Genomic DNA, 20,541 nt, shown 5'->3' with positions numbered 1-20,541 from the left:
GAATAACGCAGAAATGGAGCTCTATTTTACTGATTCAGTTAATTCCTGGACTTTCTATTATTCGATAAGAAAAGGAGATTTCCTGCAAATGGGCTTGTTCTTAAACAATAGTGAAAAAGCTTACGTGTAACTCCCCATGATGATCATGATAGAAACAATCAAACAGATTATCGCTGGTATCGCCATGATGACCGATTGTCTTGCTCGAAACATATGCGCATGAATTGCTCCCGCCATGAGAACGACAAACAGAACACCTGCTCCAATCGCTGCATACCGATTCCAAATTCCCGCTGTCATAGCAAGTGCTCCGGCTATTTCAAGAATGCCAGTAACAGTCAGAAACCATAATGGATATTGATAATGCCGCCAATGCTCAACTTGAAAGGGAACGCGGCTTACCTTTATGATGCCTCCCGCAAGCATAAAAACTGCCAAACTGACTTTCATAATAATAGATATCATCTTACATCATTCCCTTTCGGAAGCATCCCGTAAATTAAAAGATTCACAACCTCTGCTGCGAGGCTTGCCGGATCTTTGATTCCGGTTAACAAAAATGAATCGGTTAAATGTTCAATCATGCCGACCAAACACTCAGCGACAGTTTCCATATTTAGTTCAGAGTGAAAATAGCCAAGCCGCTGTTCTGCTTCTAAGTTCTCTTTCAAAACCATCGCCAAGTCTTTTTTCATTTGTTTTGCTTTTGGGTTGAGAAAAAAGCCGATCTTGGTTAAATTCTTGTCCTCAGCCAAAAATTGAAAAACAGTCTCTACAGCTAGCAGTACCCGTTTTGACACATCCTCCGTGTTTAATCCGTTTTCCAGAAGAAGTGACTCTGTCAGCTTTCTGACTCGAGAGTGAAAATCGGTTATTAACTCGGCAAAGATGGCTTCTTTGCTTTGAAAGTACAGGTAAAATGAAGGCTGCGTGAACCCAGCTTTTTTCACAATTTCACTTACCTTCGCGTCATGGAATCCCCGAACCGAAAATTCATTAGCGGCAACTTTGAGTAACCGTTTCCGGCTTTCTTCTCCTTTACGTCCTTTACTTTTCAACTAGGACCACCCCCAAAATAATACTCACGAGTAATGTTACTTACGAGTATTATTTCATGGCATTAGCTTCATTGTCAATGATTTCAAACTCATCCTGTTGCCAGCTTCCTTTATTAAAGGGTCTTATGTATTTCGAATAACTGAATCAATTTATTATATCAATGGCTTTTCATTCACTGATAGGTATTTGCTGAATAGATTGACATTCAGGCTGTGACAAACTTTATTCTTTTTTTCTAACAAACATCACTCCGGGGCCAGATAGAGTTTTGCCCGTAAATGCAAGGAACAATTGGGTGCAGCAGCGCATAATGTACTGTACAGAAAGATGGAAGGGTGTGATGGGATGCCGTCTACAGTAATCAACCTATATTATTTGAAGATCAACAGTATTTCGGGCAATGGTTCAATTACAATAGGCGAAGCTGCTTATAACAGCCCTACCAACAATCAAAAATCTCAAGGGACCAATTCTTCTTTCGGTGATACCTCACCTACAGAATCGGTTATGGAAAACTTCTTAAACGATCCTGATGTAAATGATCAGACATCTATCGGCAACTCTGATACATCCAACGTTAATGCTCCTCCGATTGCACCACCGCCAATTTTAGATTAAAGGGGTTTCGTCTATGCCATATCAAATTAACATCGCAAATATTAAGATCAACGGCGTCACGCAAAACGGAAATATAGATGTCGGCCCGACTGTGCACAACAGCCATACTGCGAACAGCAAATATTTTGGAGCAAACTTTTCCTTAGGGGATCTTTCGCCTACGTCTTCACTTTTGAACACTGGAAATATTGATTCAGACGTTAGTGATCAAGACCAAATCGGAAACCCTTCTGCGCCTATTGCAAATCAAATTTAAGGAGAATCTCATATGGATTTCGAAAAAATTCGAAAGTGGCTTGAGATTACGAATGAATATAAACAAAGTGACTTTTGGACAAATGTGCTCAAATATAAAGCCCCGGAACATTTTTTTGATTCCGAAGCTTCTACATTTGTTTACGACTTTTATCAAGATGAAGAATATAATTTTATCATTGTGGAAATGCCCGGTGTGTATGAGGAAGAATTAACGATCCGTTTACTATCTAAAACCCAGCTGTTGATCAAAGGGACGATCACGCCTGTTTTTCCTGCCGAAATGGAAGTGCTGCGTGAACGGTATTACGGAGAAATTGAGCGAATCATTCAGCTTCCCGAAGCCGCTGAATCTCATTTGTTACAGATTCAGCTGTTAAACGGGCTTCTGCACATTTCGTACCCAAGACAAATTGAAACCATTGCGTTCAATAAGGGGCTTTAAGATTGATTGTTCCTTCATTCCTTATCCATAGGGACTGATATATGGTCTTTATACTGATCCACATAAATATCCCCATTACCCAGCAGCACTGCGTACACGGTCTCTTTCACCTTTATGTCTCTTTTTCGCAATTCCTCCAAAAGCCAGGATTCCGTCAAACGATTCTGCTTTAAATTATTCTCAATGATTTCTCCGTCCATAATAAGCTCTATCGGAAGCCTGTGTTCTTGGTTTACCGCAATCATTAAATCCTGTTTGGTCACATGCCGGAATTGCGGTTTTCTTAACACAGTCAGCTGACCATTCGTTTCAAGAATGGCAAAAAGAACTTCTTCGATATTAAATATTTCTTTTTCCCGCAATTGCTGATTTAAATAATCGAGTGTGTAACGCATTTTCCTCATATTTGATTCAAGTATCTTCCCGTTTTGAATCAGCACTGTTGGATCTCCGGCAAAAAATTTCCTCAGCTTCCTGTTCTTTATCGACAGAAACGAAATTAGAAAAATGGTTAACACAAAAATACTAAACGAAATGGCCATATTGTGCGGTTTTATTGAAGTATTGTAAGCTAATCCACCGGCAATCGCCCCTAGTGTGATCGCCGCAATAAAATCAAAAATCGTCATTTGAGAGATTGTCTGTTTGCCTAAAATTCGTTCTGCGATTAACAGCAAGCCAAAGCTGGCAACCGTTCTAATGACAACTTCAAGTTCAATCATGCTATGGCGCTCCCCGCTTCCCAGATTGTTTGGCCAAAAACTCCTGCTGCTATCATTGTTTGGCTTAATATATCCATCTATACCAAAAATATTGTTCGGTTCAGGACAGAATGAACCGACTGCCTTTCGGATATATTAAATTGCGATTGGCCGGAAGGAAAGCCAATCCCATGACAAATCTAATTCATCATTGGTCAGGTGGTAGCATGAATTTCACTTGGGAATCTCTAGTTCTCATTGTAGCCGGAGTCATTTTGCTAAGAATTTCAGGAAGAAAATCAATCGCACAAATGACTTCAACTCAAACGGTTGTCATGATTTCGATCGGAACTATTATCGTTCAGCCAATCATCGAGTACAGCCTCTTCAAAACATTAATTGCGGCGGCAATTTTCACAATTACACTCATCGTTATGGAATGGATCCAAATGAGATCGAACTTCATTGAAAAGATGTTGACCGGAAAAGCAAAAATTGTTATTGAAAACGGACAGCTTCATATCGAAAACTTAAAGAAGATGAGACTTACAGCTGATCAGCTTGAAATGCAGCTACGGCTTCACGGCGTTACGGCTATACAAGATGTCAAAATTGCGACATTAGAGGCAAACGGGCAATTAGGAATAGAATTAACTGATGACGCCAAACCTTTAACTGTCAGGGATCTAAAAAAACTCATTCACCCGAATTTCATTAATAAGGACGGACAAGCCCATTTGTCTAGCAATCAGAATATTTTTGATGAAATTGGCAAAAAGAATAAAAAAAACATCCCTAAAAAACTGCATTAACAAAAGGCACTTGGGGAATTTTGCAGGTTTTTGTCTCTCACTGAATGTTTTTGCCGTTTTGTTTAAGCAATTGCTGCTCACACACCATATTGTATAAACAGTCATAACAGAGAGGAGAGATGAATGATGAAATTCCCAGTTTATATTCATTCGATATCCGGAAACAGCGTTTTTAATAACGGTTTTGCATTTTCCATCAGCCCTTTCTCTGTTTCTAAAGAGACAGATGGTTCCGGAGGGAATAATACAGGTTTGGTTTTTGAATCCAATGCTTTAAGCCAAACAAGCTCCGCCAATCAAGCCCTACATGTTACAAATGCGGTCCAAGGACTGCTTTCCAAGCTTTTAGCGTAAAAATAAGAAATTAACACTTCATGAGGTGCCGTATGGCTTTTCCAATTATTCACACGAACTTTTGGGATGCTGTGATAGCTGTTCCAATCATCATATTGATAACCCAAATCCTCAAAATATTATTGAAAATCCCCAAAACTTTTGTACCGTCAGTTGCCTTAATAACAGGCCTTGTCATTTCTGTTTTCATAAGCCATCGACACAGCCTCTTTTCTGGCGTATTTATGGGCTGGTTTTATGGCTACGCTGCTATAGGCTCCTACTCATCATTAAAAACGACCATCTTATCCTTTAGGCAAACGAAAAACGATACATCAAATTCATAGATGACATATAATGATCTGCCGCCTCTTTATCAGGCGGCTTTATTTCTGCTGATAGGTTGATCATCTTCAAAAGAGATGCTCATTCACTCGCTATTATTTTTACCATTATGTTGATGCAATGATATAAAAACGCAATATCATAGAAGTAAATAGACTGCCAGCGTCCTCTATGACAGCTACTTCTGAATGAAAGGAGCTTGAAGCATGCGATCTCAAATCAACATCTCAAATCTCACGATAAATGGAATGACACAAAACGCCAATACAGATATCGGACAAAACTTGCAAAACAGCCATACTGCGAACAGCAAAAATTACGGTGTCAATTTCACATTAGGAGATTACTCTCCTTCTAATTCAATTATTATTTCAGCAAGTTGTGATAATGATACAAGTGATCAAGGGCAGGTTGATAACCCTTCTTCGCCTAGTGAAGAATAAATTGATGCAAAAAAAGAACTCATTTGAGTTCTTTTTTTTGCCTTATTTCTTTATTCGCCTTCATATAATCGATAAACCCTTTTCAGCTTTTGTTCAAGCTGTTCAAAATGAACAAAACGGGCTTCTCTTAGAAACTCAGTCCCATCAATGAACAAAAGAAGCACAGGAACGGTGAAAACTGAAAATCTGCCGGCGACCTCTGCTACATCGTCAGCATTGATATGCCCCAATTTGATGTTTGGAAACTGATCCAATACTATTCTGAGCTGGGGCAGGACTGCGTGACATACTGTACAGGCAGGCCTTGATATATAAATAAAACTGAATTTGTGCTGTTTGATAAAATTATCTATAGAATCTAATGAATGTAATTCTGTCATCTCTTTCATCCATTTACTCCTTCAAATAGGTCTGTCTTTTATAACCAAGCTCATCAATACGTATCATTCACTATACTGATTTATATTTATTATATCCGCTTTTTTACTTTGCAGAGTACCTGCAAGCTTGCCGAAAATGTCAAAATAAAAGAACAGTTACTGACAAGCAGCAACTGTTCTTACATACTTTCGTATTAAAAATGCAAAGCGTAAGCTCCTGAACCGATGAGTGCAACCCCTATGGAAACTGCAATGAGCACCAGGTTATATTCAAAACCTCCGGCGCCATTCGCAAAACCTTTCGCTCCATGGACTTTTACGATAGCACCTAACATGATGATCGTTATGATAGCAGCTCCAAGCGGGAGGAATACGCCTAAAATAAATAGAATTCCGCTTACTAACTCCCCAAGACCTGATAGAGCGGCCGCAACGTTTCCTGGTTTCACCCCAATTGATTCGAACCATTGTCCGGTTCCTTTAATCCCGTATCCGCCAAACCAGCCGAATAATTTTTGTGTGCCATAAAACAAAAACACTACACCAATCATTATACGAATAAGCAACAGTCCTGCATCTTCCATTTGTATCTCTCCTCATCTTTGATTTCATCTGATTCTTTGCTGACAGTATCCAGCAATCATCAATTGAATATATGTTTCTTTATTTTTTATGTGTCAAATCAATCTAACTCTCTTACTTCAAACGGCAGCAGCCCTTGTTCAATTTGTGTGCGATGCGGTTCATATTGTACAGGCAGCATCAGTTTTTCGCCCATTGTATCCTGTGTTTCATCATGTGCAAAGCCTGGAGGATCAGTTGCGATTTCAAACAGGATTTCCCCATGTTCCCTGAAGTAAATGGCATTAAAGTAGTTTCTATCCCGAACAGGAGTTACACCATATCCGTGGGAAGCAATATATCTTTGCCAATCTAACTGATCTTCATCATCGTTAGCCCGCCAAGCGATGTGATGCACCGTTCCGGCCCCCATTTGCCCGCGGCCAATAGGCGTTAACTTAAGGTCAATCACATTTCCGATATCACCGGCGGAACGATAACGAACGAAGTCTCCTTCTTTGCCGACTCGTTCCAGCCCCATGATGTTTTCTAAAAGCTCAGCGGTTTTGTCAGGCTGCGCTGATAATAGGGTTGCACCCCCAAAACCTTTAATGGCAACATCGGGCGTTACATCTCCGAAAGTCCACGTATTAGCCTCTCCTTCTTCTCTTTCCACGATTTCTAAGTGCAGTCCATGAGGATCATCAAATTCTACATATTGTTCCCCAAAGCGCTCGATTTTGGTGTATGGAACATTGAACTTTTCTAGTCTCTTTTCCCAAAATGCCATAGCCCCTTTCGGCACGACATACGAAGTCACGCCAACTTGACCGTCTCCAATGACGCCTTGGCGGGCTCCGGCCCACGGAAAGAAGGTAATGATTGTTCCCGGCTTCCCGCCTTCATTCCCAAAATAAAGATGATACGTACCTGGGTCATCAAAATTGACAGTTTGCTTGACCAAACGAAGCCCAAGCACTCCTGCGTAGAAATCTGTGTTCTCTTGAGGATGACCGACAATCGCTGTAATATGATGAATTCCCATCGTTTTTTTAGCCATTTTTATCCGCTCCTTTTACATATACTCAACAAACTCATTCACAGGCTTCCGGTAGCCGCGCGGTCTTCTGCTCTCTGTTTTTTCTTTTCCAATCGTAATCATCATGACAACCTCAAATTGGTCGTCTATGTTCAAAATCCGTTTTACGGCTTCCGCATCAAAGCCGATCATCGGGCAGGTATCCCAGCCTTTTTCCTTAGCACTCAGCATAAACATCATCGCAGAAAGTGAAGCATTCCTTATCGCCTCATCTCTCTTAAATTGTTCTCCCCTGTTTTCATAAAACGAAACGGTGTCTTGCACCATGTGGTCATACTCTTGCTTATTTAATATCCCCAATACCTTTAACCCTTCATAGATATCGGCAGCTTGTTGATATGCCTGCTTATCCCCTAATACTAAGAGAACCGCAGAAGAGCTAATCACTTTATATTGTCCATTTGCGGCCTGCTTCAGCTTTTCCTTTACGTCCTGGTCAAGAACCGTCACATATTTTGTATGCTGCAAATTAAAAGCCGATGGTGCCAATGCAACCAATTCAAACATCTCATTGAGATCTTCTTTTGTGATTGGATGACCTGAAAGAAAATTGCTTGCAGATCGTCTTTCATTGACTAAATGAGTAAATTCAGCCATTACGCTACACTCCCTTTTATCTCGAATTCGAGATATTATGTTATAAAAAATCATATTGAATATTGTGTAAAAGAACTGACAACGATTGAACACTTAGAGTTGCGCTTGATCGCTGATCTTTTCAATCGAATGTCTCGAATTAAAATATCTTGAATATGAGATAATAGTAAAATACAGATCCTCTCATGTCAATAGGTTTTTGAAAATTAGGTGGAAATTTTTCACTGACGGCAGCATTTTAATAGCGAATCATCACTGTTGTTACATAAGAACTCATTTGTTTGCTGTATGACCTTTTAGCACAGCTCCAACTTTTTTTCTGTCACCTTATTTATTAGTAAACAGGAAACAACGTTGCTATAGACCCACTCGAAATTGAATTGGTATGATAAGCAAAGTGATTACACAGGAAAGGATACGGAGAGCGTGTATAGAGCACTCCTATTTTTTTGTGCAGTTTTATAGGAGGAAAAAATGGCAAGTGAAAGAGAACAAATAAGCAGAAAAGTTGCTTTGATTGCATTGATCGCCAATCTGATCTTAATGGCAGGAAAGGTCTTTTTTGGGCTGGCAGGCGATAGTGAAGCCGTGTTTGCAGACGGAATACATTCCGCGGCAGATGTCGTTGCTTCGATTGCAGTCTTGGCAGTGATCGGCATTTCCAATAAACCGCCCGATCAAGACCATCCTTTTGGTCACGGAAAAGCTGAAGTCATTAGTGAGGCGATTGTAGGAATTATCTTAGTGATCGTATCCGTTTATATCCTCATAGAAGCGATTCTGTCCTTTGTTAAAGGGCCAAGCGTTCCCCAATACAGCGCATTGTTTGCGGCTCTGATTTCATACGTGGCTAAGGAAATCTTATATCGTTATTCTATAAAGCAAGGGGAAAAATGGAACAGCAAAGCGATTATAGCGATTGCGTACGATCATAAAGGCGATATCGTTGCCTCTCTTGCCGCTTTTATCGGCGTCCTGTTGGCTATCATCGGAAACACCCGCGGCTGGCCCTATCTGTTGTACGCAGATGCCATTGCCAGTGCAATCGTTGCTTACCTCATTTTTAAGATTTCAATGGAATTAATCAGGCCGTCTGTTGATGTGCTCATGGAAAAGAGTGTTGATCCCGAGCTGATAGAGGAATATAAAGCTGTTATTTTTCAATGTGATCAAGTAAAACGAATTGATAGAATCCGCGCTCGAGAACATGGCCACTATAAATTGCTTGATGTCCGTTTATCTTTGGATCATGATTTGACAATTAAGCAGGGACACGACATCGCCCGCGAAATTCGAAATGAAATCAAAAGACAGTTTTCAGATGTAGAAGAAGTGCTCATCCATGTAAATCCTTATTTCGAAGAATGAAAAGCTCCTTTTTAGAAGGAGTTTTTTCTTTTTGCTGCAAACTTTACCTTTAGATCTCGCCGTACTATATAATGTGTGTATATCAATCATAGGGACAGAAAGGTTGTTAGAATGAAGGAATTTTTTTCGATTGGAGAAGTGTCAAGGTTATTCAATGTGAAAATCTCTGCTCTTCGGTATTATGATGAAATCGGCCTTTTGAAACCGGAATATAAAGATGGGCAAACGAACTATAGATATTATTCTACCCAACAGTTTGAGCGGCTGGATACCATCAAGTATTTGAGGGCCCTAGGCCTGCCAATCAATAAGCTTCTTGATTTTTATAACTCTCAAAATACAAACACTCTTCTTCATTTACTAAAAAGCCAGCAGGCTGAAATTGATCGCAAAAAGAAAGAATTGGAACGCATTGAACGAAAGATCTCCCGACGCATCACACATATAGAAGATGCCGTTAACATGCCGTTACATCAAATTTCAAAAATCAAACTTCCCGCAATGCGTGTGGCCTATTTGCAGCATGAATACGTTCTCGGCCATGATATCGAACATTCGTTAGCTGAATTGAGAACCCACCTGAATGTGAACGAAGATATATTCATAGGCAAGATCGGTTTATCCATATCAGCAGCAAATGTGAAAGCAAAACAGTTTGACAAATATTCCAGTATATTTATGATTCTTGAAGATGAAAATGAAAAAACTTCTTCAGAAATCATCTTTCCTTCAAGAGAATATCTGCAAATTAGGTTTAAAGGGTCACATCCAGAAGCCGAACCATACTACAAAAAATTACTGGCATATATGAAAGAACATCATTATGAGGTAGCAGGGGACTCAATTGAAATCACACTCATTGATTATGGCATTACGAATAACCTAGATAATTATGTGACTGAAATCCTGCTGCCCATCAAATAATCTCATGAATATGTTTTTATCTCCCTTGACTCTCTACTAACTAGAGGGTTTATTTTTTATGCAGGAATGATTTTTGGAGGAGAAAGCTTATGTTTGGAACGATTTTTAACACAGTGATGATTATTGCAGGAAGCATAATCGGGGGGATATTCAAAAAAGGCATTAAAGATGAATACCAGGATATTTTGATGCAGGCAATGGGATTCGCTGCGGTCGCGCTGGGGATCAACGCCATTACACAGCACTTGCCTGATAGTAAATACCCCATTCTATTCATCGTGAGTTTAGCCATTGGAGGTTTGCTAGGCCAGATCATCAATTTAGAATTACGATTCAACAAGCTGGTGAACAAATTTTCTAAAAGCAATTTAGCAGAGGGCTTATCAACTGCGGTCTTATTATTTTGTATAGGTTCGCTGTCAATATTAGGCCCTGTTGAAGCCGCTTTGCATGGAGATTATACATACCTTCTGACAAACGGGATGTTAGATGGGATCACCTCCATTGTGCTCGCTTCAACTTTTGGTTTTGGAATAGCGGCTGCTGCCATTGTATTATTTGCCTGGCAAGGCTCCATTTATTTATTTGCACAAGTAATGGAGAGCGCAATCAATACAGACCTTATTAATGAAATCACAATTGTGGGAGGCATACTCATCCTCAGTTCAGGTCTAAGCATTCTTGGAATCAAGAAGTTCAAAACACTGAATCTGCTGCCTTCCCTCCTGATCCCTCCTGTTGTGATTTTTATGATTCATGCATTTGGATTGCGGTTTTAATGAAGCAGCTCCCACAAAGGAGGTTAATATTCTGTTATATTGATTTTTAATAATCTGTTCCAATCGTTTTATTTCCTTTTCATCGTGGATTTGACGTCGAATAACAACTGTATTATATTGTAAATAAAGTCTGTTATATCAAAATCAGATTCCCCATCACGAAACGGCACATTCATTTAAACAAAATTGGGAGGAGCATTTGTATGTCAAACCATTCATCTAGTATTCCCGAATTAAGTGACAACGGTATCCGCTATTATCAAACTTATAATGAAAGCCTTAGTCTTTGGCCGGTCCGTTGCAAATCATTCTATATATCTACTCGTTTTGGTCAAACACATGTGATTGCAAGCGGCCCAGAGGATGCCCCGCCGCTTGTATTACTCCACGGAGCATTATTCAGCTCGACGATGTGGTATCCCAACATCGCCGATTGGAGCAGCAAATACAGAACTTATGCAGTTGATATCATAGGTGATAAAAACAAGAGTATTCCTGAGAATTTAAGCGGTACAAGAACGGATTACGCCAATTGGCTTCTTGATGTGTTTGACAATCTGGGGATCGAAAAGTCCCACATGATCGGACTTTCGCTTGGCGGTCTCCATACGATGAATTTCCTTTTGCGTATGCCTGAGAGAGTAAAAAGCGCAGCTATACTGAGTCCGGCAGAAACGTTTTTGCCATTTCATCACGATTTCTACAAATACGCTCTTGGCCTTACAGCGTCAAATGGAGTTGAAAAATTCTTAAATTGGATGATGAATGATCAGAATGTGCTGCACCCGATTTTTGTGAAGCAGTTTCAGGCAGGGGTAATGTGGCAGGATGGATCAAGAAATCCAAATCCTAAAGCCGACGGATTTCCGTATGTTTTTACCGATGAGGAATTACGTTCAGCAAGAGTTCCTACCCTATTATTACTTGGTGAACATGAAGTCATCTATGATCCCCACTCAGCCCTGCACCGAGCCTCTTCATTCGTTCCTGATATTGAGGCGGAAGTCATTAAAAATGCCGGACATGTTTTATCGATGGAACAACCCGCTTACGTAAATGAACGTGTAATGCGTTTTTTCAATGCAGAAACAGGCATTTCACGGTAAGGGCTTATAAGATAGTGATTTGCATTCATAAAGTCCTGCAATATGCTTCTAGCCGGGCATTTCAAAAAATAGAGTCCCTCTTATGGACTCTATTTTTCTTGGACAAAACCCGCAGCTGGTTTTGTGTGCTTGTTTCTTTAGGTTTCTTATATAATCAGTTGGTTTATTCTTAGAATTATCAAGAACCTAGGCATCACGGAGAGAAGGCAGCGTCAAAAAAATCATTTGATATGCTTTATCACTTCTCCTGGGATGCCTGCTAGTATGACGCAGCTTCCGCCAATATGAAACAAAGTTCCATCCATACCGAAAATGAGTGATTGTGCCATAAGTGTCTCCTTTTAACTGCCGACTCCATCTTCCAAATACCACCATAAGCAAAAAAGCAGATCATTAAAGATCTGCTTTTTCTATTACACACTGATTTGTTTCTTTTGTTCATGATCTATTTCCGGATGTATTTCCTTTGTCAGTTGATGCCCTTCTATATCCACGTTCGGAATCATCTTGTCTAACCATTTCGGCAAATACCAGGCTGCATTCCCCATCAGCTTCATGACACTTGGAATCAGTGTCATTCTTACAATAAAGGCATCAAAGAGCACACCAAAGGAAAGTGCTAATCCGTTGGCTTTAATAGAAGCTTCGCCTGCAAAGATAAATCCTGCAAAAACGAAGATCATGATCAAGCCGGCTGCTGTAACAACAGGACCACTGTGTTTTAATCCAGCCTGAATGGCTTGTACTGGATTCTTTGTTTTTACATATTCTTCACGCATTCTGCTGACAAGGAATACTTGATAATCCATGGCTAACCCGAACAGAATCCCAATAGATAAAATCGGCAGGAACGCGAGTATCGGCCCTCTTTCAGGTATTTTGAAAAAGTCGATGAGATTCCCGTCTTGCAAGACAAATACACAAATCCCAAGAGTGGCTGTCATCGTCAACATGAAACCTGCAACAGCAACAAGCGGCACAAGCAGCGAACGGAAAACGATGGTCAGCAATACAAACGCAAATCCAACAATAAGTACAGCAAACACCGGTATCGCATCATTCAGGCGATCTGAAATGTCAATATTCACTGCAGTCGATCCAGTAACAAGCAAATCTACTCCGTTTTTATCTGACAAACTGCGTACATCGTGTACCAAATCTTTCGTTGTGACATCATTTGGACCTGTTTCCGGAACGACCGTAATGATGGCAAAGTTCCCTTCTTTATTAGGCATTGCAGGGGTGACACTTGCTACATGGTCTAAACCCTTTATTTCTTTCACTGCATCTGCGAAAGCCTCCGCCTTATTTTCTGTAGCATTTGTGGCATCCGCTACGATTGTTAATTGGCCATTAAATCCTTCTCCAAAGCCTTCGGCAAGCAAGTCATATGCCCGGCGATCCGGATTATCCTTAGCTTTCATCCCAGCATCAGGCAAGCCCAGTTCCAAATGCATAGATGGGATACTAATGACGATCAAAATCAGAATGCTGCATACACTTAGAATGATAGGATTTTTGGTGACAAAGCGTCCCCAGACATTTGTTTCAGTGCTTTGTTTTTCTATTTTCTTGTTTGATTTCGGAATCATCCGCTTCCCTGCAATCGATAAGACCGCAGGCACAAGGGTGATGGAAGCCAAAACAGCCATCAGTACACTAAGCCCTGCTGTCAGCCCCATCGCAGACATAAAAGGAATGTTAACGACAGTTAATCCGCAAAGTGCAACGATAACAGTAAGTCCGGCAAAAACGACTGCGCTTCCCGCTGTTCCTACGGCTCTCGCAATTGATTCATTCTTTTGTATGCCTTCGCCTAAAAACTGGCGGTGTTTCGTAAAAATAAATAAAGCATAATCAATACCAACAGCAAGGCCAATCATTCCGGCTAATGAAAGACTGACGGAAGCAATATCAAATACTTGTGTCCCAATCAAAACCAGTCCAATACTTACACCTAAACCAATCATTGCAGTTAAAATCGGCAAACCTGCTATTAATAAAGAACCGAATGTAATGGCTAAAACGACAAAAGCCAAGATAATGCCGACAATTTCAGAGACACCGCCTATCTCCATCTCGGCTCCCGGTACATCTCCGCTTAGCTCAGTTTGCAATCCTTCATCATCAGCCATTTTCAAACTGTCTTTTAAGTGTTTGATAGAGTAATCCTTTATATCATCTGCTGATGATTTATACTTGATATCAGCATAGGCAACTGTGCCATCTTTCGCGATTGTCCCTGTCACAAAAGGACTTGCAATCGAGTCAACAGAATCATCTTTACTGATTTCTTTGAACGTATCTTCTATTGCTTTTTTTGCTGGCTTCCCAGTAAGTTTCTCCCCATCACCAGCACCGAAAATAACCCGTATGCTCCCTTTATCAGGACCGTGAGGAAATTCTTTCTGAATCACATCCATCGCTTTTTCCGAAGGTGTGTCAGGTATGGACATATCTTCAGAAAAACTTGGTTTTAAGGTGACTGCAAGGCCTATCGCAGCAACTAACACAACGATCCACGCACAAATTGCTTTTATGCGATTGCGAGCAACCCATCCTCCTAATGTATATAACATTTTTGACATGATAATCTCCTTTCAACACATTGCTTGATCACATTCTTTCTCATTGTAGTTGACAATGAAATGAAAAAAACGTACATTCGGGCATGTACGTTTGGGCAATTTTCAAATATGCAGTTTAGTTGTCTATTGTCAGAATACCTTTTTGCATGGCAATCGTTACTGCCTCAGTTCTTGAATTCGCGCCTAATTTATTGTAAATGGACGTTAATCTGGACTTTACTGTTCGCTCAGAGACGCCCAAATCAAAGGCAATCGCTTTGCTTTTAAGACCTTTAGCAATTGCTTTTAGAACAATGACTTCCTTTTCTGTCAGCTGCGTCTCACTGCGTTGCTTTTTCATTCGCTCAAATTGGATTTCTTGCAGACGTTTAAGGATATCAGGCTGCAACAGCACATTTCCTCTGATGGCTGCATCCATTGTGTGAAAAAGGGTTTCTGAACTCGTATCCTTTAACAGATATCCTTTCGCTCCTAATTCAATCCCTTCGATCATTAAGTGATCTTCATTATATGTAGTCAAAATAATGATGGGGGTATCGTGTTTTTCTTTTATTTGTTTAATGGCCTCTAACCCGCTCATCTCCGGCATATACAAATCCATCAGAATGATATCCGGTTCTAATTCATCTGCAAGACGGACTGCGACTTTTCCATTTTCCGCCTCTCCTATAATGGTGTATTGATCATTCGTTTCAATTAAAAGCTTCAGACCTTCCCTCACGACAAGATGGTCATCAACGATTAAAACCTTATTCATCTTGCATCTCTCCCTGAATTGGTACAGTGATCTCAATTTGTGTTCCTTTCAATTTTGTACTCTTGATATTGAATTGGCCATTTATTGCCCTGACGCGTTCTTGTATGCCAAGAAGCCCATAATGTCCTCTCTTTTTCTTTCCTTTTTCAACATCAAATCCCTTGCCGTTATCCTTAACTGTTAAATGGAGCCTTCCCTTTTCATCATCCCAAATGGATATCCAGATTGTTTTCGCCTCAGCATGCTTTGCCGCATTCGTCATGCATTCTCCAATGATGTAATAACAGTTTTCAGCTGTACGCACATCCAGCACCTGATGCAATCTGTAATCTAATAAACAAGCCATGCCTGTCGACTCTATAAAATGATCCATTAGCGAGGTAATTCTTTCTTTTAAAACACCGATTTCTTCTGATTTGCTGCGGAGATCGTCAATAGCTGAACGTGCATCAGCTAATGTGCTTTTCACTCTTTTCATCGATTGTTGTATGATTTCCTTCGCTCTCTCTGTGTTGCCTTTGGCGAGATGAACATGAATCGCATCCAGCTGCATATTTAAACTGACAAGACCTTGAGCAAGCGTATCGTGTAAGTCTCGGGCCATCCGCTGTCTTTCGTTCTGCAGCGTCAGCTGTTCTACCTGCTGATGAGCCAGCTCCAGCCTTTCAAGAGTCAATTGAGCTTTTATTTTTTCATCGACTTGGGCAAAAAATGTTGCGGCATAAGTGATGATGACAATCATGATCGGCGCAGCAATAACAATAAAATGCAAAACTTCACCTTTATGAAGGTGATACGCCGAATTTATGACCAGCAGCAGCAATAGATAAAGAATGAGAAAAGTCCTTCTTCTGTCTGCCATTCCTATAATTTGTCCAATTAAAAATGCATAAAGGCCGATAATCACAAGTATAAAGAAGCCAGTCATGAGATTAGCAAGTGCAAAGGTGATCAAACCTTGTACCACGAAATACAGAATCACTCTTTTCTTAACCCAGCGATATGAGTGCCAATGAAGCAAAGCAAAAATGGCGATTAATATGGTAAACGCATAAAGCAATAAAATGGACCAGCCCCCAGAAACAAATTGCAGCACGATAGAGGCTATATAGATCATGAGAATAAAAGCCAGGCCCGGCACTCTGAGTGCAAGCATGTTTAATGCCCGCCTATCATGTGAGTAATATTTATCTTTAAAAGGATTCCTTATAAGCAAACCTTATCCACTTCCTTTACCTGTTTCACCGAATAGAGATTCATGAAAATCGAACTCATATTTCAACGTGCAAACACACATGTATCCAATCATTTTATAGGAAGAGAAGGAACACAACAATATCAGGTGCAGGGAAACATTAGAGTTTCCAACAAGTGATCATTGCCCAAACGTACATGAACGTTCTGCCTCTATGTACGTTTTATCTTTTCAAATTTACCTTTAAAATCATAAGGAACTTACTATTCATTGAAGGAATGATCATCATTGAAATCGATTGATCTCACAATTTTATCATTAAAGAGAAAAGGAATCCGGACCGAAAAGGTATTAAAAAATCAGAACCCTGATCGATTAAGCCATATGACAGACAAAAATGCGCAACCAAAAAGCAAGGAAAAAGAGGATTGAACATGTATTGGTTTCTAGGTGCTTTATTATATTTTCTGATCGGTACTTATATATTCATTAGAGTCACTAGAGACAGCCAATCAGGCTCATGGATACTGCTTGCATTAGCAGCTCCACTCATCATTGCTGGCTACCCTTATTTTTATTCAAAGAAGCTTCTTTCCAAAAGACGCTGAAACAGCTGTCATTCAAACCGCACATTGGTAAAATGATCAATACCGGGATACAATCTAGGTATTCTATGGAAAGGAGTCTTGCTTTATGAGTCAAAGAGTGTCCTACTATGAGATTGCACCTGAAGGTATGAAAATCATGATGGATATGGAGAAATACACGAAACAATCCTCAATTAACCGAACGACGAGAGAACTAATCAAAATCAGAGTCTCTCAAATGAACGGCTGTGCCTACTGCATAGATATGCATACGTCCGATGCCCGCAAAATGGGGGAAACTGAACAGCGAATTTACTGTTTACATGCTTGGAATGAATGTGATTTTTACTCACCTGAAGAGAAAGCGGCTCTCGAACTATCTGAACACATCACGCTCATTCCATCTAAAAGGGTTCCTGATGAGCTATATCATCGGGTGCGGGAACATTATGATGAAAAACAATATGTTGACCTTGTTCTCATCATTAATCAAATAAACAGTTGGAACCGCATCTCTATTGCAATGGGGAATCGAGCTGCTTCAAATTAAGAAGAAGGAGTAAGATTAGAACAAATCTTACTCCTCCTAGATATCGTGCCTCATCATCTGGTGTTTCCGCTTCAAAGTCCTAAATCTTCACGTTTAGGTGCTTTTCAAACGCGATTTTCCCGCTTTGTGTAATCCTAATCGCTCTCGTTTTAGGCATACGAACGATCCATTCTTCTTCTAACATGCGCACCAATAGGGCGTTTCCTAATGCTCCTGCAATATGATGCTGCCGTTCACTCCAATCCAAACAGCAGCGGGCAAAAGCTCTCCTCTTATTCCGTTGTTGCTCTTCATTGATGCCTAACTTTGAAAAGAATAAAGCACCCTCTGAAGTCACCTCAAAGTTTAAATCAACTTTTTTTAACATCCCCTGCTCAACTAATGAATGTGCCATTTGCACGCCCACATAACCTGCCAAATGATCATAACAGGTACGGGCGAAATGCAAGTCCTTTTTCTCTTTTGACTCTTTTAAAGATTTGACTTTTGCTTTAGGCGCAATATGAAGCAATTGTTCGATCACATTTGCAGCATCTGAGTCAGCCAATCTGTAATACCGATGTCTTCCATGCTTCTCTACGCTAATCAGCTTTGCTTCAAGCAATTTATTCAGGTGAAAACTTGCAGTTTGAGGTTTAATGTTAGCGAGATATGCAAGCTCTCCCGCAGGGTGTATCCTTCCATCCATCAGACTGAGAAGAATGGAAGAACGCGAGGGATCTGATAGCAACGAAGAGATTTTTGCAATATTAGGATTCATGATTTTCCTCCTTACATTCATATTTCGATGATAGTTGAAATGTTAATCCTTTACAATATAAATGTAAGCGTGACAAGGAGGAAAAAACATTGGACATCAAAAAACGAGACACTCGTCGATTTAAAGAAATCAAACCCAAGATCATGTATTATGGTACCTCGACATTTCTTCTAACCACATTGAATGAGGATGGAACCACTAATATTAGTCCTATGTCTTCTTCTTGGGCTCTTGGACATTATATAATCCTTGGAGTAGGACTGGGAGGAAAAGCCATCGACAATTTGGAAAGACACAAAGAATGTGTCATAAACTTGCCTGGCCCGGAATTATGGGAAAACGTTGAAAGAATTTCATCTTATAGCGGAAAAAAGAGTATACCGCCTTTGAAGAAACAGCTCGGATTTACATATAAAAAAGAAAAATACGAGGCAGCAGGGTTAACGCCTTTACAATCAAAAACAGTATCACCAACACGAATTAAAGAATGCCCTATCCAAATAGAAGCCGAAGTGAAACACATTCGGTTTCCAGAATATGAATCGTCATTCGCAATTGTAGAGACGCAGGTACTACATTTTCATGCCGAGGAAAGTATTATTCTGGACGAAAACCATATCAACCCTTCCAAATGGAGCCCGCTTATCTATAATTTCAGACACTACTTTGGTTTAGGAAGAGAAGTCGGAAAGACTTTTCGATCAGAGACATGATCATTTTAAGACCGAACCATGATTTGGTCTATTCTAGTAACCCTTGTTATTATCAGATCAAGCGATCATTAGGCTTGATCTCTTTTTTAGTGAAACATCCATTTAAGGATATAAAAGTTACTTACTTGCCAGTTCTTTTATCATTAAACCCAACTCATAAATCCCCTTTTGAAGGTCTTCAAGAGATGCATAAGCATATGATAAGCGAATATAATTCCCTTTTTCCTGAGCATAGATACTGCCGAGATTGATCAGAATCCCTTTTGATAAGGCTTTAGTATAAAGTAATTTCATTGATATGGAAGGCAATATTTTTATCCAGACAAAAAATCCTCCTTTTGGGATATTCCATGTCGCCACATCTTTCAAATGAGTTTCTAAAACACTCAAGGCCAATTCTCTTCTCACCTTTAATTGCTGCCTAACCTTTTCTACATGCTGCTGGTAGTGGCCGGAAGTAAACCACTCTGCCGCTACTCTTTGGGATAGCGAACTGGATCCGTAATCTGTTTGCATTTTAATGTCAGATAAACGTTCAATCACCGGTTCCGGTCCGACGATCCATCCAATCCTCAAGCCTGGGCTTAATGTTTTCGATAAACTTCCTATATACAGTACGTGTCCATTTTTATCAATTGTTTTAATAGGATATGGCGGAATTTCATCGATCCATAACTCACGATAAATGTCATCTTCAATAATAGGAAGCTGTGTATTCTCACTTACTGCTAGGATTTCTTCCCGCCGCTTTTTAGACATGAGAATACCAGTCGGATTGTGAAAACATGGATTTGTATATAAGATAGCCCTTCCCCGCTCTCCTCTTGTTAAATGAACATTTTCAGGAAAAAGTCCTTCATTATCCATAGGAAGTCCAGTCAGCTTCATACCAGCTGATTGAAATACGTGTAATGAATAAAGGTAGGAGGGCTGATCAAGATAAACGGTTGATCCTCTTTGTAACAGCCCCATTGATATCAGCTGCAAGGCTTGCAACGCTCCTGAGACAATCAGAATGGAAGAAGATGAGACGTTGATTCCAATGGTTTTTAAATAGTTGCTCAATGCCTCCCTCAAAGGTAAGTAACCTTTTGGTTCTTCATATCCGAATGCCTCCATGTGTTGAGATACCTTCCCCATCATCTCTTTCATAACAGCCAAAGGAAAAATCTCAGCTGAAAGTTCACCTTTACTGAGCTGTATAAGGTCTGTATTTGATTCTGATTGATTTATCTCTTGAACGATTTTTCGGCTTGGCATCTGAATACCAGAGGTGACATATCGATCCCAATCGGGAGCAGAATTCTTAGCCATCAGTGTCCATGTGTTGTTGATAACAACTGTGCCTTTCCCCATTGTGCCTTCTATTAGCCCATCGGCCATCAATTCCTCTAAGGCTGTAATCACTGTGCTCCGATTTACCTGAAAATCTTTTGCAAGCGTGCGCTGGCTTGGAATCTTGCTTCCAATCGGCCACTCTCCATTTCCTATTTTCTCTTTAATAAAATGAACGATTTGTCTGTACTTAGGGAGCTTTTTCATCTTTTTTTCTTCTGGAAAGCTCAT

Annotated in this window: 27 protein-coding genes; 15 read left to right on the top strand and 12 right to left on the bottom strand. The window is 40.1% G+C overall.

From position 1 onward, the window contains the following. Positions 1–120: 120 nt before the first annotated feature. A complete protein-coding gene (locus AC07VD_RS18430; protein WP_124060035.1) occupies positions 121–465 on the bottom strand; it encodes a DoxX family protein in 345 nt (114 codons plus the stop codon). Then, positions 462–1,058 (bottom strand): TetR/AcrR family transcriptional regulator, encoded by a 597-nt coding sequence (locus AC07VD_RS18425; RefSeq protein WP_124060036.1) that lies wholly within the window; start codon positions 1,056–1,058, stop codon positions 462–464. Before AC07VD_RS18425 ends, AC07VD_RS18430 begins: the two co-directional genes overlap by 4 nt. A gap of 346 nt (positions 1,059–1,404) precedes the next feature. Between AC07VD_RS18425 and AC07VD_RS18420 the strand changes: the two genes are divergently transcribed. Genes AC07VD_RS18420 through cotP form a run of 3 tightly spaced genes read left to right on the top strand, consistent with a single transcriptional unit; the run spans position 1,405 to position 2,377 of the window. Continuing rightward, on the top strand, positions 1,405–1,677 hold the full coding sequence (locus tag AC07VD_RS18420; RefSeq protein ID WP_003243854.1) for a spore germination protein: 273 nt from the start codon (positions 1,405–1,407) through the stop codon (positions 1,675–1,677). Positions 1,678–1,690: 13 nt separating this feature from the next. Next, positions 1,691–1,933 (top strand): spore germination protein, encoded by a 243-nt coding sequence (locus tag AC07VD_RS18415; RefSeq protein ID WP_014478992.1) that lies wholly within the window; start codon positions 1,691–1,693, stop codon positions 1,931–1,933. Positions 1,934–1,945: 12 nt separating this feature from the next. After that, complete coding sequence (gene cotP / locus AC07VD_RS18410) at positions 1,946–2,377, top strand: spore coat protein CotP (protein WP_069322405.1); 432 nt, start codon at positions 1,946–1,948, stop codon at positions 2,375–2,377. 14 nt (positions 2,378–2,391) lie between these two features. On the opposite strand, the gene AC07VD_RS18405 is transcribed toward cotP, so the two are convergent. Further along, on the bottom strand, positions 2,392–3,099 hold the full coding sequence (locus AC07VD_RS18405) for a DUF421 domain-containing protein (RefSeq protein WP_072175204.1): 708 nt from the start codon (positions 3,097–3,099) through the stop codon (positions 2,392–2,394). Positions 3,100–3,305: 206 nt separating this feature from the next. Here AC07VD_RS18405 and AC07VD_RS18400 point away from each other — a divergent pair, with 206 nt between their 5' ends. The 4 genes from AC07VD_RS18400 to AC07VD_RS18385 all read left to right on the top strand — a co-directional run bounded on the left by AC07VD_RS18400 (position 3,306) and on the right by AC07VD_RS18385 (position 5,011). Continuing rightward, positions 3,306–3,890 (top strand): DUF421 domain-containing protein, encoded by a 585-nt coding sequence (locus tag AC07VD_RS18400; RefSeq protein ID WP_185157708.1) that lies wholly within the window; start codon positions 3,306–3,308, stop codon positions 3,888–3,890. A 123-nt stretch (positions 3,891–4,013) separates the two neighbouring features. Next, a complete protein-coding gene (locus tag AC07VD_RS18395; protein WP_024572979.1) occupies positions 4,014–4,244 on the top strand; it encodes a spore germination protein in 231 nt (76 codons plus the stop codon). Positions 4,245–4,276: 32 nt separating this feature from the next. After that, complete coding sequence (locus tag AC07VD_RS18390; RefSeq protein ID WP_009969672.1) at positions 4,277–4,570, top strand: hypothetical protein; 294 nt, start codon at positions 4,277–4,279, stop codon at positions 4,568–4,570. A 204-nt stretch (positions 4,571–4,774) separates the two neighbouring features. Then, a complete protein-coding gene (locus tag AC07VD_RS18385) occupies positions 4,775–5,011 on the top strand; it encodes a spore germination protein (protein ID WP_015482867.1) in 237 nt (78 codons plus the stop codon). A 50-nt stretch (positions 5,012–5,061) separates the two neighbouring features. Here the strand turns inward: AC07VD_RS18385 and AC07VD_RS18380 are convergent, their stop codons facing one another. The 4 genes from AC07VD_RS18380 to AC07VD_RS18365 all read right to left on the bottom strand — a co-directional run bounded on the left by AC07VD_RS18380 (position 5,062) and on the right by AC07VD_RS18365 (position 7,648). Further along, positions 5,062–5,400 carry a thioredoxin family protein gene (locus AC07VD_RS18380; RefSeq protein WP_024572376.1) on the bottom strand — a complete coding sequence of 113 codons (339 nt, stop codon included), beginning with the start codon at positions 5,398–5,400 and terminating at the stop codon, positions 5,062–5,064. 185 nt (positions 5,401–5,585) lie between these two features. Then, complete coding sequence (locus AC07VD_RS18375) at positions 5,586–5,975, bottom strand: DoxX family protein (protein WP_003234169.1); 390 nt, start codon at positions 5,973–5,975, stop codon at positions 5,586–5,588. Between the two features lie 98 nt (positions 5,976–6,073). Beyond that, positions 6,074–7,012 (bottom strand): ring-cleaving dioxygenase, encoded by a 939-nt coding sequence (locus AC07VD_RS18370; RefSeq protein WP_014478981.1) that lies wholly within the window; start codon positions 7,010–7,012, stop codon positions 6,074–6,076. A gap of 15 nt (positions 7,013–7,027) precedes the next feature. Continuing rightward, positions 7,028–7,648: a nitroreductase family protein gene (locus AC07VD_RS18365; RefSeq protein WP_024572374.1), complete on the bottom strand. Its 621-nt coding sequence runs from the start codon at positions 7,646–7,648 to the stop codon at positions 7,028–7,030. A 474-nt stretch (positions 7,649–8,122) separates the two neighbouring features. On the opposite strand from AC07VD_RS18365, the gene mneP reads away from it, so the two are divergent. From mneP to AC07VD_RS18345, 4 genes are all read left to right on the top strand, one after another. Further along, positions 8,123–9,016, top strand: a complete 894-nt coding sequence (gene mneP / locus AC07VD_RS18360) for a manganese transporter MneP (protein ID WP_038428417.1) — start codon at positions 8,123–8,125, stop codon at positions 9,014–9,016. Between the two features lie 111 nt (positions 9,017–9,127). Then, positions 9,128–9,940, top strand: coding sequence for a MerR family transcriptional regulator (locus AC07VD_RS18355; protein WP_124060038.1), 813 nt, complete (start codon positions 9,128–9,130; stop codon positions 9,938–9,940). A gap of 89 nt (positions 9,941–10,029) precedes the next feature. Further along, positions 10,030–10,719: a DUF554 domain-containing protein gene (locus AC07VD_RS18350; RefSeq protein WP_134155629.1), complete on the top strand. Its 690-nt coding sequence runs from the start codon at positions 10,030–10,032 to the stop codon at positions 10,717–10,719. Between the two features lie 203 nt (positions 10,720–10,922). After that, the gene (locus AC07VD_RS18345) at positions 10,923–11,825 is read left to right on the top strand and encodes a carboxylesterase (RefSeq protein ID WP_494721905.1); all 903 of its coding nucleotides are present in this window, start codon (positions 10,923–10,925) and stop codon (positions 11,823–11,825) included. Positions 11,826–12,238: 413 nt separating this feature from the next. Here AC07VD_RS18345 and AC07VD_RS18340 read toward each other — a convergent pair whose 3' ends face one another. The 3 genes from AC07VD_RS18340 to ydfH form a co-directional block, all read right to left on the bottom strand. Further along, positions 12,239–14,413 carry an MMPL family transporter gene (locus AC07VD_RS18340; RefSeq protein WP_326237345.1) on the bottom strand — a complete coding sequence of 725 codons (2,175 nt, stop codon included), beginning with the start codon at positions 14,411–14,413 and terminating at the stop codon, positions 12,239–12,241. Between the two features lie 115 nt (positions 14,414–14,528). Next, positions 14,529–15,170, bottom strand: coding sequence for a two-component system response regulator YdfI (ydfI, locus tag AC07VD_RS18335; protein ID WP_015382876.1), 642 nt, complete (start codon positions 15,168–15,170; stop codon positions 14,529–14,531). Further along, positions 15,163–16,386, bottom strand: a complete 1,224-nt coding sequence (gene ydfH / locus AC07VD_RS18330; RefSeq protein ID WP_124060042.1) for a two-component system sensor histidine kinase YdfH — start codon at positions 16,384–16,386, stop codon at positions 15,163–15,165. Before ydfH ends, ydfI begins: the two co-directional genes overlap by 8 nt. A 267-nt stretch (positions 16,387–16,653) precedes the next feature. On the opposite strand from ydfH, the gene AC07VD_RS18325 reads away from it, so the two are divergent. The 3 genes from AC07VD_RS18325 (at position 16,654) to AC07VD_RS18315 (ending at position 17,502) form a co-directional block, all read left to right on the top strand. Continuing rightward, positions 16,654–16,797 carry a hypothetical protein gene (locus AC07VD_RS18325; RefSeq protein ID WP_014478971.1) on the top strand — a complete coding sequence of 48 codons (144 nt, stop codon included), beginning with the start codon at positions 16,654–16,656 and terminating at the stop codon, positions 16,795–16,797. Next, complete coding sequence (locus AC07VD_RS18320; RefSeq protein WP_010886421.1) at positions 16,794–16,973, top strand: hypothetical protein; 180 nt, start codon at positions 16,794–16,796, stop codon at positions 16,971–16,973. The genes AC07VD_RS18325 and AC07VD_RS18320 overlap by 4 nt, the downstream gene beginning before the upstream one ends. Positions 16,974–17,058: 85 nt before the next feature. Further along, complete coding sequence (locus AC07VD_RS18315; protein WP_124060043.1) at positions 17,059–17,502, top strand: carboxymuconolactone decarboxylase family protein; 444 nt, start codon at positions 17,059–17,061, stop codon at positions 17,500–17,502. 79 nt (positions 17,503–17,581) lie between these two features. Here AC07VD_RS18315 and AC07VD_RS18310 read toward each other — a convergent pair whose 3' ends face one another. Next, entirely contained in the window at positions 17,582–18,262 is a 681-nt protein-coding gene (locus tag AC07VD_RS18310) for an ArsR/SmtB family transcription factor (protein ID WP_003244115.1), read from the bottom strand. An 89-nt stretch (positions 18,263–18,351) separates the two neighbouring features. Here AC07VD_RS18310 and AC07VD_RS18305 point away from each other — a divergent pair, with 89 nt between their 5' ends. Next, entirely contained in the window at positions 18,352–18,975 is a 624-nt protein-coding gene (locus tag AC07VD_RS18305) for a flavin reductase family protein (RefSeq protein WP_124060044.1), read from the top strand. Between the two features lie 117 nt (positions 18,976–19,092). Here AC07VD_RS18305 and AC07VD_RS18300 read toward each other — a convergent pair whose 3' ends face one another. Beyond that, positions 19,093–20,541, bottom strand: a complete 1,449-nt coding sequence (locus AC07VD_RS18300) for an aminotransferase-like domain-containing protein (protein ID WP_124060045.1) — start codon at positions 20,539–20,541, stop codon at positions 19,093–19,095.

Source organism: Bacillus sp. GW821-FHT01G09, assembly GCF_059422205.1.
Note: the sequence above shows the minus strand (reverse complement) of the source record. Positions and strands in the feature narration are given on the sequence as shown.

Excerpts from the sequence above, each read along its gene's own strand:
- AC07VD_RS18420 (WP_003243854.1), top strand. The coding sequence starts at position 1,405 with ATGCCGTCTACAGTAATCAACCTATATTATTTGAAGATCAACAGTATT.
- AC07VD_RS18345 (WP_494721905.1), top strand. The coding sequence starts at position 10,923 with ATGTCAAACCATTCATCTAGTATTCCCGAATTAAGTGACAACGGTATC.
- AC07VD_RS18315 (WP_124060043.1), top strand. The coding sequence starts at position 17,059 with ATGAGTCAAAGAGTGTCCTACTATGAGATTGCACCTGAAGGTATGAAA.
- AC07VD_RS18395 (WP_024572979.1), top strand. The coding sequence starts at position 4,014 with ATGATGAAATTCCCAGTTTATATTCATTCGATATCCGGAAACAGCGTT.
- AC07VD_RS18390 (WP_009969672.1), top strand. The coding sequence starts at position 4,277 with ATGGCTTTTCCAATTATTCACACGAACTTTTGGGATGCTGTGATAGCT.
- AC07VD_RS18400 (WP_185157708.1), top strand. The coding sequence starts at position 3,306 with ATGAATTTCACTTGGGAATCTCTAGTTCTCATTGTAGCCGGAGTCATT.
- AC07VD_RS18405 (WP_072175204.1), bottom strand. The coding sequence starts at position 3,099 with ATGATTGAACTTGAAGTTGTCATTAGAACGGTTGCCAGCTTTGGCTTG.
- AC07VD_RS18415 (WP_014478992.1), top strand. The coding sequence starts at position 1,691 with ATGCCATATCAAATTAACATCGCAAATATTAAGATCAACGGCGTCACG.
- AC07VD_RS18380 (WP_024572376.1), bottom strand. The coding sequence starts at position 5,400 with ATGAAAGAGATGACAGAATTACATTCATTAGATTCTATAGATAATTTT.
- AC07VD_RS18430 (WP_124060035.1), bottom strand. The coding sequence starts at position 465 with ATGATATCTATTATTATGAAAGTCAGTTTGGCAGTTTTTATGCTTGCG.
- AC07VD_RS18300 (WP_124060045.1), bottom strand. The coding sequence starts at position 20,541 with ATGAGCTTTCCAGAAGAAAAAAAGATGAAAAAGCTCCCTAAGTACAGA.
- AC07VD_RS18375 (WP_003234169.1), bottom strand. The coding sequence starts at position 5,975 with ATGGAAGATGCAGGACTGTTGCTTATTCGTATAATGATTGGTGTAGTG.
- AC07VD_RS18370 (WP_014478981.1), bottom strand. The coding sequence starts at position 7,012 with ATGGCTAAAAAAACGATGGGAATTCATCATATTACAGCGATTGTCGGT.
- mneP (WP_038428417.1), top strand. The coding sequence starts at position 8,123 with ATGGCAAGTGAAAGAGAACAAATAAGCAGAAAAGTTGCTTTGATTGCA.
- AC07VD_RS18350 (WP_134155629.1), top strand. The coding sequence starts at position 10,030 with ATGTTTGGAACGATTTTTAACACAGTGATGATTATTGCAGGAAGCATA.
- ydfI (WP_015382876.1), bottom strand. The coding sequence starts at position 15,170 with ATGAATAAGGTTTTAATCGTTGATGACCATCTTGTCGTGAGGGAAGGT.
- AC07VD_RS18355 (WP_124060038.1), top strand. The coding sequence starts at position 9,128 with ATGAAGGAATTTTTTTCGATTGGAGAAGTGTCAAGGTTATTCAATGTG.
- AC07VD_RS18385 (WP_015482867.1), top strand. The coding sequence starts at position 4,775 with ATGCGATCTCAAATCAACATCTCAAATCTCACGATAAATGGAATGACA.
- AC07VD_RS18365 (WP_024572374.1), bottom strand. The coding sequence starts at position 7,648 with ATGGCTGAATTTACTCATTTAGTCAATGAAAGACGATCTGCAAGCAAT.
- AC07VD_RS18310 (WP_003244115.1), bottom strand. The coding sequence starts at position 18,262 with ATGAATCCTAATATTGCAAAAATCTCTTCGTTGCTATCAGATCCCTCG.
- AC07VD_RS18340 (WP_326237345.1), bottom strand. The coding sequence starts at position 14,413 with ATGTCAAAAATGTTATATACATTAGGAGGATGGGTTGCTCGCAATCGC.
- cotP (WP_069322405.1), top strand. The coding sequence starts at position 1,946 with ATGGATTTCGAAAAAATTCGAAAGTGGCTTGAGATTACGAATGAATAT.